Below are 14661 nucleotides of genomic sequence, written 5' to 3' on the forward strand. Positions count from 1 at the left end.
GAAACACCCAACTAACGCAACGACAGGTGGCGAGACAGCGAGTTGTGGGCAAACCAGTAGCCGACAATCAACAGAGGGATTATGCTCAGCATTCCCAGTGGCAGGAATACGCCGGCCCCTTCGTTGGTCTGCGAGAAGATAGCGCCGAAAAGTAACTTTGTCTGGGTGGCTGCTGTCGAAATCGTGATGTGCAAGGTCACCGGCACCAATAAAGTAAACAGAGCCAACACCGCTTCATAAACCACATAGATGAGGATTGCGCTGATGGTCACCGCTTTGTTGGTGGACAGGTAAGTGAAGCTGAATCGGTTAGCTAGGGCAGATAAGCACACCACCCACAGCACAAACTGTGCCGCCGCCAGCAGCAATACCACAATCATGGGGACGATGAGGTAGGCGGGAGCGCCTTGCAGGGCATGCCCGATAGCCTCCCAAGTCGCAGCTAATTTGTCGCCAAAACTCAGCCCGGGACCTGCCGCCCCTGACATCTGGGTAAAGATGACCCAGGCCAGCGCCAAGCAGCTCCAACAAGTGCTGAGTAGGACCGCGATAAACAGCCACAGAGACTTCGCACCCAGCACGGTTCCACCCGAGGCCGGCAGCGTATTCGTAAAGTAGCCGCGCTGGCCGTAGGTGGTCTGGTAGTAGTGTTTGGCTCCGCTGATGAACACGAGGAAAGGAATTATGATTGCCACTAGGGCGCCAATGGTGGTACCCGTGGTGGCCAGGAAACTTTGGTCAGTGAGGCTGAGCATCCCCGAGACAAACACCACCGCCAAGCCGACGACCAGATAGAGCAGCAGCTGCCAGCCCATTTCCTTGGCTTCATACTTGAATAACTTAGCAAACATGGGAGTATTCCTTCCTAAAGATTTGATCCAGGGACATGCCGTAGGCTTCCCGCAGTTCATCGGCTTCGCCCTGTTTGAACAGCTTGCCCGCGTGCAGGAATACGGCTTCGTCCAGCACCGGCTCAATGTCAGTGACCAAGTGGGTGGAAATGAACAGAGTCGCTTCGGGGTTCCAGCCTTTCACAATGGTGTCCAGCAGGGTTTGGCGTGCCGCCGGGTCCACTCCCGAAATCGGCTCGTCCAATAGATAGAGCCGGGCCGAGCGTGACATTACCAGCGCCAGCTGCAGTTTTTCACGCATCCCTTTGCTCATATGGTTGGTGGTTTGGCTACGTTCTAGCCCCAAAAACTCCACCAGTTCCGTGGCTTTTTTCGCGTCAAAGTCCGCGAAATAATCCGCGTGCCGCCCGATTGCCGCGTCAACGCTGATAGATTCGGGCAGCCAGGCGGCGTCGGGCAGGAAAGAGGTCATGGCTTTGGTTTTCGCCCCGACTTCCTGACCGTCTATCCGAACTTGCCCGCTGGTGGGTTCCAGTACGCCTGCCAAGATTTTTAGCAGCGTGGTTTTCCCCGAGCCGTTTTCGCCCAGCAAACCGATGATTTTCCCGGCACTCAAGTTGAGGGTGAGCTGGTCTAATGCCGGTTTCACCACTCCGTTTACCTTGATGCCCTGGTAGCGTTTGGTGAGGTTGGACACTTCCACTAAGGGTTGCATCTCAATCACGTCCTTTCCATTGACTATTCAACAGATCTTGGGCTTCGCTGAGGCTCAGTCCCAAAGTTTTCATGTCTGTTACGAAGTTGCGTACGGAGGTTTTCGCCAGATCATGACCGAGTTCCCGGACGGTTCCGGCATCTTCAGTGACGAAACGTCCCAAGCCCCGGCGCGAGGCAACCAAGCCGGTGCGCTCCAGCTCGGTCAATGCCTTTTGCATGGTGTTGGGATTGACCCCGTACTCGGCGGATAAATCACGTACAGAGGGAATCTGGGAACCCCGCTCCCATGCTCCGCTGGTGATACGCCGTGAGAAGTCGTCAAGCAACTGGCGCCAAATGGGCGTTCCAGTATCGAAATCCATCAGCTTCTCCTTACCTGAACAAACGCGGTACCATGTTTGTGTACTACAACACTAATACACCGGCACACAGCTGTCAAGGGGAAACTTTTTCAAGGCTGAATAAAAGGGAGATTCGGCTCAAGCCCACAACGAGGGCCAGAAAATCCCCAGCTCGCCAGCCAGTTTTCGCAGCAAAGGCAGAGAAATCCCGATGACATTGTGCGGGTCGCCCTCGATACCGCTGATGAATGCCCCGCCCAGGCCGTCAATCGTAAATGAGCCGGCGACTTCCAGCGGTTCCCCGCTGGCCACGTAGGCGCGGGCCTCCGCCTCGCTGAAATCCGCAAAATGTACCACGGTGGACTCGGTGCGCCCCACTTCTGCAACCGGTTCGGCCGCATCGCTGCGTAAACGCATCACCCAGTGCCCGGTGTGTAACACCCCGAAATCCCCCGACAGGGCGCGCACGCGCGCGAGGGCCACCTCGGGATTGTGGGGTTTGCCCAGCACCTCGCCGTGAAACTCCAGCATGGAGTCACAACCCACCACCAACGTGTCCGTACCCGGCGAAAGCGACGTCTCGAGCTCCCCCGCTACCGCCCGCGCTTTTGCCTGCGCGAGAGCCAAAACCTGCTCGGCCGGACCGGCCGCACGCGAACGCAGCTCAGCCAGCAAAGCATCCTCGTCCACGTGAGAAACCCGCACCACCGGGCGCAGCCCCGCCCCTTGCAACACTTTGCGCCGCGCCGGAGAGGCGGAAGCCAACACCACGCGCACCGCGGCCGCACCCAAATCAGAATCTGGTTTTTCCATATCTCTAGCCTAATCGCGCGGGTCTGATTCGCGGCAACCCAGAAAACGACCCAGCAGTTCCCGCAGCTCAGCCCAGGTTTGGCTGCCCGGCACTCGCAAGGACCCGTGGAAGGTTCCGGCATACATATGCGTCTCCACCGGCACTCCGCAATCAGCCAGGCGCAGCGCTAAACGCAGCCCTTCATCGCGCAGCGGGTCGATGGGGTTCACCACGATGAGGCTGCGCGGCATTTTGCCCGCCACTGCTGGGCTGTCCAGGATTTCCATCAGTTTCGCACGCAGGGCCAGGCTCGGTGCCGCCAAATCCCAAGCCTCCCGATTAGCCTCGGCCGTCCAGACCGGGCCGGCAGCGTGAGTTTGCATAGAATCACTCTCGCAGCGCGGATCTAAGCAGGGTTCAAACAGGATTATTCCCGCCACCTGACACTCCGCTGATTCCGCCAGCAGGTCCGCCACGGCATAATACGCCAGGCCTGCCCCTGCGGAATCGCCGAAAACATACACTTCCAGCCCTAACTCGCGCCCCCACTCCAGGGCGTAAAGCAGCGCCGCCCGGCAATCCGCCACCGCTCGGTCCACCGGAAATTCGGGCGCCAAACGATAATCCGCGGACAGGACTATGGCCCCCAAATACTCGGCCAGCTCAACATTGTGCACGTCATCAAACCGGGCTCTGCCAGCCACGTAGCCGCCGCCGTGGAGGGTGAGCAAGATGGCTGAACAGTCCGCCCGACCTTTTGCCGCCGAGGACTGCGCAGCGGGTTGCGGGGTGAAACAACGCAGCTCCATAGGTTGGCCATCCCCGCCGGGGATTTCCCTCACGTCGAGGTTCACTCCGGCCGGGGTTTCTGTGGACATACCTAACATTCGGTCCCCTTCGCTTCGCATAGTTTGCAGGTCACAAGGTGTTTGTGGGGGCGTGGCGGCGATTGTCGGTGTTAGTTCGGGGCACAAGAAGGGTTGCATCGTTTTGCCTTTCAGGTCAGCCCGCGTAGCGGTGGAGCCATTCGTCTAAGCTGGCGTGGTATTGCTCCGGGGCACCGAGCCGCACGCCGTGTCCAGTCCCGGAAATAACCTCGGTTTGCACCAAGGGGTTACCCACCTGGGCGATAGCGGCCACGCCCTCCAGACCAATCAACACCTCATCAGTGTCTGAGGTAACAACTTTAGTCGGTACGCGCAGCGCCGCGACGATTTCTGGCCAGGGTTCGTGGAAGCTGACGATACCGGTAGCCAGCAGGCGCGGGTCCACCAAGCCTTTGCCAAAAGCCCAGCCGTAGTGCGAGGCGGCGCTCCAGCCCGGACGCTGCGCCACGTTGTCCGCCAGCGTTTCCACCGGATTGGCCTGCCAGGTGTGTTCACAGCGGGTGACTTGTTCGCCGGCCCGCTGGCGATACCCTACCGCCTGCGACGGGCTCAACCAGGCAGGGTCCTCGAGAAAAAGTGCTTTCATCAACTCGGGACGACGCCCACCGAGGTAGCTGGAGATGGCCGCCCCCATAGAATGGGCTACGATTACCGGGGTTTGCCCATAGAGCTGTTCCAGATATTGCAAAGTCAGCGCTAATTCCTCTGCCGAAGCCGCGGCCGGGTCGGCTAGCTCCGTATTGCACAGACGCCGCGAGGTGCCGTGTCCCAGCGAATCCAGCGCCACCACGAAGTAGCGGTCGCGCAGGTGGTTCAGCAAATCGACCCAAGCCAAGGCGGAATCGCAGACTCCGTGGACTAACACCACCATCGGGTTTTGCGGCTCACCCGACACATAATGGGACAGCATCACCAGTTTCCTTTCGCCAGCACTATTCTAGCTGCGGTTGCGTTCCCACCCTGAAAAGCCGGACAAAGTACCCGCCAGAGACTCCAGAAAGACTGGGAATACTAAGGAATAATTTAAATGCTCCGTCGAATAGCGCGACGGGTCAAAAAAGGGTAAAGTTTTACTCGATGATGACTTAGGGTTTTACCAATCTCCCAGTTCACGAATACCTGCGATAGTCCAGCGTTTCGGTAAATTCGAGAGAACGGAACCAGGATATAGAGAAACGAAAGCAGAGGAACAAAGAATGACCAGAGTCCTTTTAGTCGAAGACGATCCCGCCATTGCCGAACCGTTGACCCGCGCTTTGCAGCGTGAAGGCTACGAGGTCAGCGCCCACGTTACGGGCGGTTCTGCCCTGAAACAAGTCAATGACTCCGACATGGTGATTTTGGACTTGGGCCTGCCCGATATGGACGGCCTGGACGTAGCACGCACGATTCGCGCCCAAGGCCTCATCATTCCGATTCTCATTCTGACCGCGCGTACCGGCGAAGTCGACATGGTGGTGGGCCTAGACGCCGGGGCGGACGATTACGTCACCAAGCCTTTCCGGCTGGGCGAGCTGCTGGCCCGCGTGCGGGCTTTGCTGCGGCGTTCCGGCGGGGAAATCACTGAAGAAAGCGACCTCACCGCCCAGGATGTGCGCATTGAGGTTTCCGCTCACCGCGCTTTCCAAGGCACGCGTGAACTGCAGCTGACCGCGAAAGAGTTTGAGCTGCTGCGGGTGCTGGTGCGCGAAGCCGGCGCGGTCGTGGAGCGGGAAGCCATTATGCGGGAAGTATGGGGCGGGGACCCGTCGGGTTCCACCAAGACCTTGGATATGCACGTCTCGTGGCTGCGCCGCAAGCTCGGCGACGACGCGAACAATCCGCATTACATCACCACCGTGCGCGGCATGGGTTTCCGTTTTGAAACTGCCTAACCCTTGCGCAAGCAAATCCTGATTTCCATCCTCAGCGCGGTCATCATTGCCGTGCTGCTGCTGGGCGTGCCCCTGGCCGCCTTCGCTGTCAATCAGCTGTGGGATTCAGCACGCGCCGATGTTGACGCGACCGCTAAACAATATGCGCTCGCCCTGGACCGCACGTCCCTGACCGGCCACTATGTGACTGACGTGACCGTGGCCAGCTGGCTGTGGCCAGGACGCTCGGCGGACACCAGGGTGGAAGTCACCACTCAAGACGGTCGCGACCTTAGCTTCGGAACCCGCCCAGTTTTCCCGCTTATCTCGCGGGTCGAAACCGCCACGGGAGCCACCCTGACGGTCATTTCTTCATCAGACAACGCCCGTTCGCGTTCCGTGGTGTTCGTTTTGGTGACACTTTCCGGAGTGGGGGCATCAGTCCTGGTCGGCGCGTTTATCGCGTTGCGGGCGTCTCGCCGGATTTCGGCGCCGCTGATTTATCTGTCCGCCCAAGCTGAACAGCTCGGTTCCGGCGGGGTGCGTCCCCGCGTGACCCCCTCCGGGATTGAGGAAATCGACCTGGTGCAAGACGAACTGGTCCGAGCCAGCGAAAACCTGGCGGGGCGTATCGCCGCGGAACGCCAGTTCGCTTCTGACGTGTCCCATCAGCTGCGCACCCCGCTGACGGCTCTGTCTATGCGGCTGGAAGAAATCCAGATGATCAGCAGCGAACCGGAGGTACAGCAAGAGGCCGAACAGTGCCTGGACCAGCTTGAACGCCTGACTGGTGTGGTCGAGGACCTGAAACGCAACTCCCAGAATGCCGGCGGGGGCACCACCCAAGCGATTAACGTCGACGAATTCCTGGTACACCAGCAAAACGAGTGGGAAAACCAGTTCCGGGCGGCGAATCGCCCGCTGGTGTTCCGCAACGAAACCGACCGTCCCGCCCTGGCCACGCCCGGCTCGCTGGGCCAAGTCATCGCCACCCTCCTGGAGAATTCGTTGAAGTACGGGGCGGGTACGACCACGGTGCGCGCCAAGATGAGCGGCAACAAGAAGGGCATGTATTTCGAGGTCAGCGACGAGGGTGCGGGGGTGGACGACGAAATCGCCCCGGACATTTTCAAAAAGGGTGTCTCGGGGCACGGTTCGACCGGGATTGGCTTGGCGCTGGCGAAACAGCTCATCGAAGCCGACGGCGGGAAACTCGAACTCATTGTGCGCCGCCCCCCGACTTTCCAGGCTTATGTCGCCACCGTGCCGGCCTCCCTGGATCCGAACAAGGTTTTGCCCCAAGGCGCCATTATTTCTGTTTCCCATCCCAAGCGCCGGTTCTGACTTTCCCGGTTCGACCGGCGATTTTTCACGGTGAAGGGCGTTTGCCTAGATAGGATTTTTTCGTGGACGATTTTCGGGAAGGTAACTGGCTGTTGCGTGCCGATGCCGCGGCCGGTTTGCGGGCACTGCACCGGGCTGGGCAACAAGTGAAAATGATATACATCGACCCGCCCTACAACACCGGAAACACTTTCGCCTACCACGACAGGCGCGCCAAGGACGAGTGGCTCGCCATGATGAGCCCGCTGTTGGCCGCGGCTCGTGAACTGCTCAGTGCTGACGGTCTCATCTTTATCTCGATTGACTTTAACCAGCTGTGTGAACTGAAACTCGAGATGGACCGCATTTTTGGCACCGCAAACCTAGTTGGAAACTTCGTGTGGGTCTCTAACCTGAAAGGCCGACAGTTGGGGGCGGGACCGGCGGGAACGCACGAGTACATCTTGACCTATGCCCGCGACGCCACCCAGGTGGGACAGCTCCGCGGCCGCACCGAACTGTTGCAAAAACTCATGCCTACCGTGTACCACCTGCCCCAACGCCAGGTGAAACACGATGCGCGCGGCGCGTACGTCACCAAGAACGAGCTGTACAACACGAACTCGAAGTTCAACGAGGTCACTGCCCCGTCGATGGTGTTCGACATTCACTATCACCCCCAGACCGGGGCGGTGCGCACCAGTGAGGTCGGGGCTGTTGACCCCGAACTGGCCGCTGCCGGCTGGGTCTGCACCCACCCTCACCCAAATGCGAAACCGGGACTGAAGTATCATGCTTGGCGCTGGTCGCGGGCCAAGGTGGAACGCGATTATGCTGACCTGGAATTTCAGGTTCACGGCCGGGGGGTGCACCGTAGCCTAAAGATTTATACGAAAATCCGGGATTTTCATGAAACTGCCCTGAAAGACATGGTCATGGGTCCCTCAACGATTTCAGGGCAGCGAGAACTGCAGCGTCTGGGGCTCGGCGGACTGTTTGAAACCCCGAAGCCCACGGGACTGTTGCAAGTCCTCATCGAGGCCGCTACCAGCCCCGGCGACACGGTTCTAGATTTTTTTGCCGGCTCGGGCACTACCGGGCAGGCGGCGCACGCCACCGGACGGCGTTTTTTCCTGATCCAACTGGAAGAGCCGTTTAGCTCGGCTACATCCGGTCCGGCTGGCGAACAGGGGCTGTACACTATCGCCGACCTCACCGCCGCCCGCCTGCGCGCTGCCGAAGTCCCGTTCCACGAACTGCGCTGTTAGCCAGCTTGGCGCGGGTGTAGGCCCGCTCGTGCACTGTTTCACTAAGCGGCTGGAGCGCGCTTGGCCGTCAAACCATTGGAACACCGCCAACCACGAAACGTACCCGGACTGGGCAATCACTATCTCCCACCCGAGCGACGCGCTGCCTCGCACCACCGCGCTTTACCGGCCATATCGTGCCATCGCCCCACCAACCGTCTTGTGCCACCGCCCTCGACCGCCCTTCACCAACCATGACCGGCCTTGACCAACCCGGCTCCTCACCCCTAAAACCGTTGAAAACCCGCGAAATTCCTGGTAAATCCGACTTGTGCTAGGCTTGGAACCCGGGAAAGTCCCGCTAATTCGCCACCCACAAGGAAGGCTCTATATGAATTCGCCCAGCCACAAAGGCTTCGACACCTACCTTTTGATTTCCGGTTTCGCCCTGTTCGCCATGTTTTTCGGCGCCGGCAACCTGATATTTCCGTTCCAAGTCGGGGTCAGCGGTGGGGCCAACGTAATCCCCGCGGTTATCGGAGTTTTGCTGACGGGCGTGCTGTTCCCGGTGGCGGGGATGATGGCGGCCTCCACGGACGCTTACGGAGCCGGGCGGATTGCAGACCGCATCGGACACATTCCGGGGCTGGTTTTGACCGTGGCTATCTTTCTGTTCTGCGGGATGCTCTACGCGATGCCCCGCGTGGCGACCGTGTCTTGGGAAATGGCGGTGCGGCCTTTGACCAGCCTCGGAGCCCAGACCGGAGATAGTCCCGCGAATCACGTCGGGTTGTTTATTTACTCGTTGATTTTCTTTGCCATCGTGTTGATTCTGCTCAACCGTCCCGACCGGATGCTCGATCGCATCGGGCAATACCTGACCCCGGCGCTGCTGATTTTGCTGCTTGTGATGATCGCCATCGCGATGTTTAAACTGCCCAGTGTCGAGACACTCCACCCTGACCCGGCTTACCAGGCTTCGCCCTTCACTGCCGGGCTGAAAACCGGGTACGGCACGATGGATGCCTTGGCCTCCCTGGTGTTTGGCGTCGTTATTATTACCCAGCTGCACTCCCACGGCTACAACGAAAAGCGTTCCGTGTTCCGGGCGACGACCTTTACCGCCGGGATTGCCGGAGCGTCCCTGGCCATCGTTTACACCGGCTTGGCGTTCGTGGGCACCCGCGTGGCTGACCAGGAGATTGCCAACCCGGCCGCCGGCCTGTCCCTGGCGGCGCAAATGATTTTCGGCCCGGTCGGTCAGATTTTGTTCTCGATTATCGTGTTCCTAGCCTGCCTGACTACCGCCACCGGTCTGATGGGCGCCTCGACCCAATACTTCTGTGACCTGTTCCCGAAAGTACATCGCTCAGCCATGCTGGGGATTCACGTGGTGGTTTCCCTGCTGGTAGCCAACCTGGGCTTAGAGAACATCCTCGCCATCGTGGTGACGATTGGTCTGGCGACCTATCCCCCGGCTATCTGCCTGATTCTCATCGCCCTGCTGGATTACACCATGAAGCGCCAGCTGTTCTGGACCTACCGGCTTTCCGCGTGGGTGGCCGGCATCATTGGGATTTTTGAGGCCATCTCCACTTTCAAGTTGCCGGCTTGGGAGGACGTCAGCGGTTGGCAGCAGGCTATGCAAAACGTTTTGCATGTCCTGCCGTTGGGCAGTGTCCAGATGGGCTGGCTGACCCCCGCTTTGGCCGGGGTCGCGGTGGGTATCGCCATTGACCTGCTGCATCCCATCGATGTGGCCAAGCTGCCGGTTTCCCAGACTCCGACCGGGATTCCTGACCGGGACTCGGAGACAGACGAACTGCCGGTTGAGGGCTAACCTTCGGCGCCGAATACATAAAAATCAGTTGGGCACTGCAGATATCTGCAGTGCCCAACGGTTTTAAGCCTGTGAACGGCTTTCGGAGTGCAGCGCACCCCGGAAAGCGCGACTACTTCAGGGTAACCTCGGCGCCGGCCTCTTCGAGGTCAGCCTTGGCCTTCTCAGCGTCTTCCTTCTTGGCGCCTTCGAGGATGGCCTTGGGAGCGCCATCAACCAGGTCCTTGGCTTCCTTCAAGCCCAGGCCGGTCAGAGCCTTGACGACCTTGATAACCGGCACCTTGGAGGAGCCAGCGCTCTCGAGCACTACGTCAAACTCGGTCTTTTCTTCGCCACCAGCGGCTTCGCCACCAGCAGCCGGAGCAGCCGCCACGGCCACCGCGGCCGGAGCAGCAGCGGTCACGTCAAAGACCTCTTCGAACTTCTTAACGAAGTCAGAGATCTCAATCAGGGTCATATCCTTGAACACGTCGATCAGTTCATCAACAGTCATTTTCGCCATTTTCGGCATCCTTTCGGTTTATCCGCCTGGTGGTTCCTATCACACCGGGCTTCGCTCTCGCTAGGGCGAGCGCATTTCTTTTTGAATCTAGGTCTAAAGTAAAGCGCCTCAGGCCGCGAGTTTTTCGCGGTAGGCGTCGATGGTGCGAACCGTCTTGGAGGCCGAAGCCTGGAACAGCCCGGCAGCGCGAGTTTGCAGCGCCTTGAGCAATCCAGCGGACTTCGCCAGCAAAACTTCGCGGGATTCCAGGGAAGCGAGTTTCTTAACAGCGTCAGCATCGAGGAATTCTCCGTCCATGATGCCCGCTTTCAAAACCAGCGCCTTGTTATCCTTCGCAAAGGTATCCAGAGCCTTGGCGACGCTAACAACATCACCATCGGCCGGGACAAAAGCAATAGCGGTCGGTCCCACGAGATATTCGTCGAGACCCTCCAGCCCTGCTTCCTTCATAGCCAGCTTCGCGAGCTTGTTCTTCGCTACGGAGTAACGTACTCCTACCCCAAGCGAGGTACGCAGCTCTTTCATCTGCTTTACGGTCAGACCACGGTATTCGGTCAAAATAACAGCGGTGGAATCCTTCGCGGATGCCGCGAGAGACTGCACATCTGTGACTTTATTAGGCCTTGCCATGAGCCCTCCTTCCGTTTTCAGCCGGCGTCACGGAGTTTTGGGCAATAGAAAAGCCCCGGGCGCAAGATCCGGGGCGTACAGACACAGTTTCCACGCTTTCTATGTAGGGTTTTATCCCTGCACAAGGTCGGTGGGTCACCGTTCGTGATTCGCTTATCGTTTCCTGCGCAGGCTCAGCTATCGCTGAATTATCCAATCGGACCGGCGGTCTTAGGCTCGTATAGACTAGCACATTGGCCGCCCGGAGCCAAATCTGCGGTTTCCCTTGACCCCGCGAAAACTCACCGGCACCCTAGGGGCGCGTAGTGCGCACCAGGAGCTGTTCGATGGCGTGGCGGCGGCGGTTGAGAGCGGCGCCGGGCTGGTCAAACTTGGTGAACTGCCAGGGCGCCGCCAGGCTCATGAACGTGTTGATGGCGACTTCCGGGCTGGTTTTCATTTCGTTTTGCAGCCAGGAACGAATAATTACGAAAGTGTTTTGTACCTGCTGTTCGGCAGCCATGGCAACCCATAGGTCGCCGTTGTTTTCCCCGGAATAGGTCACGTAATCCAGGACGTAGCGGCGCAGATACTGGTGAAAGTAGTCGCTGAAATAGCCGCGGGTTCCTGACGAGGGCACGTCAAGGAAAATATGGCGGTACACCTCAGCGTGACTGGCGATGTGTTCCAACAGTTCGATATAAATCTGACGCCAGCGCAGTAGGTAGTTTTCCCGGCTGGCGCTGAGTAATTGGCCGATGGCGGGGAAAAATTCGTGGATTTCCGCCAGCAGACACTTAGCCAACAGTTCGGCGGGGCTGGAGGCGTGGGCGTAAAACGTGCCCCGGGACACGCCCGCTTCTTTCGTCAGCTCCGACACGGAGACATCTTCCGGAGCCCGAGTGGCGCAGAGACGCAAAATAGCGTCATTCAGGCTAGCCCGCGCGCGGGCATAGCGCGGATCCATCACCACCTCACCGGTCGGAAAACTCAAAGGCTCGTTTCTTGCCACAAATTTATTGTGACACAACCCGCGGACAAGCCGAAACATTAATAAAAAATTACGCAACATTCTATTGAACATGTGTCCAATAGTGTGTAATATAAATCCCGAAGAAAGTGGCTTCATTTGAACTGCGGAAAAGGAACACTTATGGCACAACAGAGCGAAAAGACCTCGGGAATTTCCCGGCGGTCATTTTTACAATGGTCCGGTGTGGCTGCTGGAACCGCAACCTTACTGAGCATGGAAGGCTCGCTGCCGGGCTCTTCGGCAGCCAACGCCGCCGCACCTGACGACACCAAGCTGGTGTGGTCGGCTTGTACCGTGAACTGTGGTTCGCGCTGCCCGCTGCAACTGCAGGTCAAGAACGGTCGAGTCGTGCGGGTCCTGCCTGACGACACCGGTACGAACGAACTCGGCTCTCAATCCGTGCGCGCTTGCGTGCGCGGTCGCTCCATTCGGCACCGGATTTACAATCCCGATCGGCTAAAGAAGCCGCTGAAGCGCAAACCCGGCACGAAACGCGGCGCCGGTGAGTGGGTGGAAATCAGCTGGGAGCAAGCCCTGGACGAAATCGCCGAAAAGATGAAAGAAATCAAGTCCAAGTACGGCAATGAAGCCTTTTACATCAACTACGGCACCGGCACCCTCGGATCTGTTGTTTCGACCTCGTGGCCCCCGGATGTGACCGCGTTTGCCCGCCTCATGAACTGCTGGGGTGGCTACCTCGATCACTATTCCGACTACTCCACTACGGAAATCACCACAGCCTACCCGTATTTTTACGGGACTTGGTTCGGATCGAACTCGCTCGATGACGCGGCGCGTTCAAAGCTGCAGGTCATGTTTGGCAACAACCCGCTGGAAACCCGCATGAGCGGGGGCGGACTGACGTTCACCACCCTAGAGACGAAAAAGGCTTCCGGGGTGCGCACCATCATCATCGACCCGCGCTATTCCGAAACTGCGGTGGATTTGGCGGACGAGTGGGTGGCTTTGCGTCCGGGGACGGATGCGGCTCTCATTGCGGGCATGATTCACGTCATGCTCCAGGAAAACCTGCAAGACCAAGCGTTCCTGGATACCTATTGTGTGGGCTTTGACGAGGCCCATATGCCGCCCGGCGCTCCTGCTAACGCGTCTTACCGCGCCTATATCGAAGGGAAAAAGGACGGTATCGAGAAAACTCCCCAGTGGGCCAGCGCAGTCACCGGCGTACCGGAACAAACCATCCGCCAGCTGGCTCGTGAAATTGCCACCGCGAAACCCTGCGCAATTACCCAGGGATGGGGTCCGCAACGCCACGCCAACGGGGAAAATACTGCCCGCGCTATCTTCCTGTTGGCCTGCGTGACCGGCAACGTGGGTATCCCCGGTGGCGGTAACGGAGCTCGGGAATCCTCACCCGCCCTCGGGGTCGGCAAGAACCTGACCACCTCGAAACCGAACCCGTCAATGAAGATTATCTCGGTGTTCTCGTGGCTGGACGCTATTGAGCACGGCGAAAAGATGGACACATTCAACTCGGGTGTGATGGAAAAACCCGAGCTGGGCGTGCGGAGCTTTAAAGTCCCGGTCGACGATAACGGCACTCCCACCAACACAAAGCTGGAAGTCCCCATTAAGATGGTGTGGCAATACGGCGGAAACTCGCTGGTCAACCAAACCGGAGAAAACGCCGCTTCTGTGAAAATCCTCCAGGACGAATCCAAGTGCGAACTCATTGTCGATTGTGACATTCAGATGACGGTGTCTTGCCGTTACGCCGATTACGTCCTGCCCGGCACTTCCGCCGCCGAGGAATCCGACTATCATGCTGGGGAAAACGGCGCGCCGATGGCTTACGGGATTGTTTCCTCGCAAGCCATCAAACCCCTCTATCAGTGCAAGGACGTTTACACGATTTGCACTGAACTGGCCGACCGCCTGGGCATAAAGGACGACTTCACCGAAGGCAAGACCCGCGAGGGGTGGCTAAAAGAGGCGATTGACGCCGCACGCGAAGACGACCCCGAACTGCCCACCTTTGAGGAATGGAAAAAGATGGGGGTCTACCGCCGCTACGAGGGGCCGGTCGTCTCGATGGAAGATTTCCGCACGGATCCGCAGGCCAACCCCCTGCCCACCCCCAGCGGAAAGATCGAAATCTATTCCCAGCGCATCGAACAGATGGCTACCAAGTGGACTTTCGACGACTTCCGCGAAAAGGCCGAGGGCGACCGACTGGTGCCGCTGCCCGAATACGTAGAGACTTGGGACGGACCGGCCGCCGCCATGACCGGCAAGTATCCGCTGCAATGTATCGGCCACCACTTCAAAGGTCGGACCCACTCGTCCTACGGAAACGTGGACTGGCTGCGGGAGGCTCACTTGCAAACCATCTGGATTAACCCGATTGATGCCAAGGCTCGCGGGATTAAGAACGGCGACCTGGTGTTTGCCTACAACGACCGTGGAACTGTGAGGATTGAAGCGAAAGTCACTCCCCGCATTGCTCCCGGAGTCGTTTCCCTGCCCCAGGGCGCGTGGTACCACCCGGTCGACGCCTCCGAGGTGAAACCCCCGGCCGGAGCTAACCCGGATATTCCGGTGGACATCGGCGGAAACACCAATACTTTGTCCTCGCTGCACCCCTCGCCCTTGGCGCATGGCAACGCGGTACATACCATCACCGTGGAAATTGAGAAGGCTTAGG

The 14661-nt window shown here is 58.9% G+C and carries 14 protein-coding genes; 5 read left to right on the forward strand and 9 right to left on the reverse strand.

The genetic code is table 11. The features are described from left to right. Positions 1-11: 11 nt before the first annotated feature. The 6 genes from RDL66_RS02575 to RDL66_RS02600 all read right to left on the reverse strand — a co-directional run bounded on the left by RDL66_RS02575 (position 12) and on the right by RDL66_RS02600 (position 4499). The gene (locus RDL66_RS02575) at positions 12-851 is read right to left on the reverse strand and encodes an ABC transporter permease (protein ID WP_308534975.1); all 840 of its coding nucleotides are present in this window, start codon (positions 849-851) and stop codon (positions 12-14) included. Beyond that, positions 841-1575: an ABC transporter ATP-binding protein gene (locus RDL66_RS02580; protein ID WP_308534976.1), complete on the reverse strand. Its 735-nt coding sequence runs from the start codon at positions 1573-1575 to the stop codon at positions 841-843. Before RDL66_RS02580 ends, RDL66_RS02575 begins: the two co-directional genes overlap by 11 nt. Beyond that, positions 1568-1930 carry a GntR family transcriptional regulator gene (locus RDL66_RS02585; RefSeq protein WP_308534977.1) on the reverse strand — a complete coding sequence of 121 codons (363 nt, stop codon included), beginning with the start codon at positions 1928-1930 and terminating at the stop codon, positions 1568-1570. Before RDL66_RS02585 ends, RDL66_RS02580 begins: the two co-directional genes overlap by 8 nt. A 117-nt stretch (positions 1931-2047) precedes the next feature. Continuing rightward, a complete protein-coding gene (locus tag RDL66_RS02590; protein WP_308534979.1) occupies positions 2048-2722 on the reverse strand; it encodes a Maf family protein in 675 nt (224 codons plus the stop codon). A 9-nt stretch (positions 2723-2731) separates the two neighbouring features. Next, entirely contained in the window at positions 2732-3580 is an 849-nt protein-coding gene (locus tag RDL66_RS02595) for an alpha/beta hydrolase (RefSeq protein ID WP_308534980.1), read from the reverse strand. A 124-nt stretch (positions 3581-3704) separates the two neighbouring features. Beyond that, complete coding sequence (locus tag RDL66_RS02600) at positions 3705-4499, reverse strand: alpha/beta fold hydrolase (protein ID WP_308535016.1); 795 nt, start codon at positions 4497-4499, stop codon at positions 3705-3707. A 286-nt stretch (positions 4500-4785) separates the two neighbouring features. On the opposite strand from RDL66_RS02600, the gene RDL66_RS02605 reads away from it, so the two are divergent. From RDL66_RS02605 to brnQ, 4 genes are all read left to right on the forward strand, one after another. Continuing rightward, on the forward strand, positions 4786-5463 hold the full coding sequence (locus RDL66_RS02605) for a response regulator transcription factor (protein ID WP_308534982.1): 678 nt from the start codon (positions 4786-4788) through the stop codon (positions 5461-5463). A gap of 3 nt (positions 5464-5466) precedes the next feature. Continuing rightward, complete coding sequence (locus tag RDL66_RS02610) at positions 5467-6786, forward strand: HAMP domain-containing sensor histidine kinase (protein ID WP_308534984.1); 1320 nt, start codon at positions 5467-5469, stop codon at positions 6784-6786. A gap of 62 nt (positions 6787-6848) precedes the next feature. Then, positions 6849-8033, forward strand: a complete 1185-nt coding sequence (locus tag RDL66_RS02615; RefSeq protein WP_308534986.1) for a site-specific DNA-methyltransferase — start codon at positions 6849-6851, stop codon at positions 8031-8033. Positions 8034-8403: 370 nt separating this feature from the next. Beyond that, positions 8404-9852, forward strand: a complete 1449-nt coding sequence (gene brnQ, locus RDL66_RS02620) for a branched-chain amino acid transport system II carrier protein (RefSeq protein WP_308534988.1) — start codon at positions 8404-8406, stop codon at positions 9850-9852. Positions 9853-9964: 112 nt separating this feature from the next. Here the strand turns inward: brnQ and rplL are convergent, their stop codons facing one another. The 3 genes from rplL to RDL66_RS02635 all read right to left on the reverse strand — a co-directional run bounded on the left by rplL (position 9965) and on the right by RDL66_RS02635 (position 11975). Continuing rightward, positions 9965-10354 (reverse strand): 50S ribosomal protein L7/L12, encoded by a 390-nt coding sequence (gene rplL / locus RDL66_RS02625; protein ID WP_308534990.1) that lies wholly within the window; start codon positions 10352-10354, stop codon positions 9965-9967. 108 nt (positions 10355-10462) lie between these two features. After that, positions 10463-10984, reverse strand: coding sequence for a 50S ribosomal protein L10 (gene rplJ, locus RDL66_RS02630; protein ID WP_308534992.1), 522 nt, complete (start codon positions 10982-10984; stop codon positions 10463-10465). Between the two features lie 292 nt (positions 10985-11276). After that, positions 11277-11975, reverse strand: a complete 699-nt coding sequence (locus tag RDL66_RS02635; protein WP_296182788.1) for a TetR/AcrR family transcriptional regulator — start codon at positions 11973-11975, stop codon at positions 11277-11279. 141 nt (positions 11976-12116) lie between these two features. Here RDL66_RS02635 and RDL66_RS02640 point away from each other — a divergent pair, with 141 nt between their 5' ends. Beyond that, positions 12117-14660, forward strand: a complete 2544-nt coding sequence (locus RDL66_RS02640; RefSeq protein WP_308534995.1) for a DMSO/selenate family reductase complex A subunit — start codon at positions 12117-12119, stop codon at positions 14658-14660. The last annotated feature ends 1 nt before the right edge of the window (position 14661 follow it).

It is taken from the genome of uncultured Mobiluncus sp., assembly GCF_902488535.1.
Taxonomy (GTDB): domain Bacteria; phylum Actinomycetota; class Actinomycetes; order Actinomycetales; family Actinomycetaceae; genus Mobiluncus.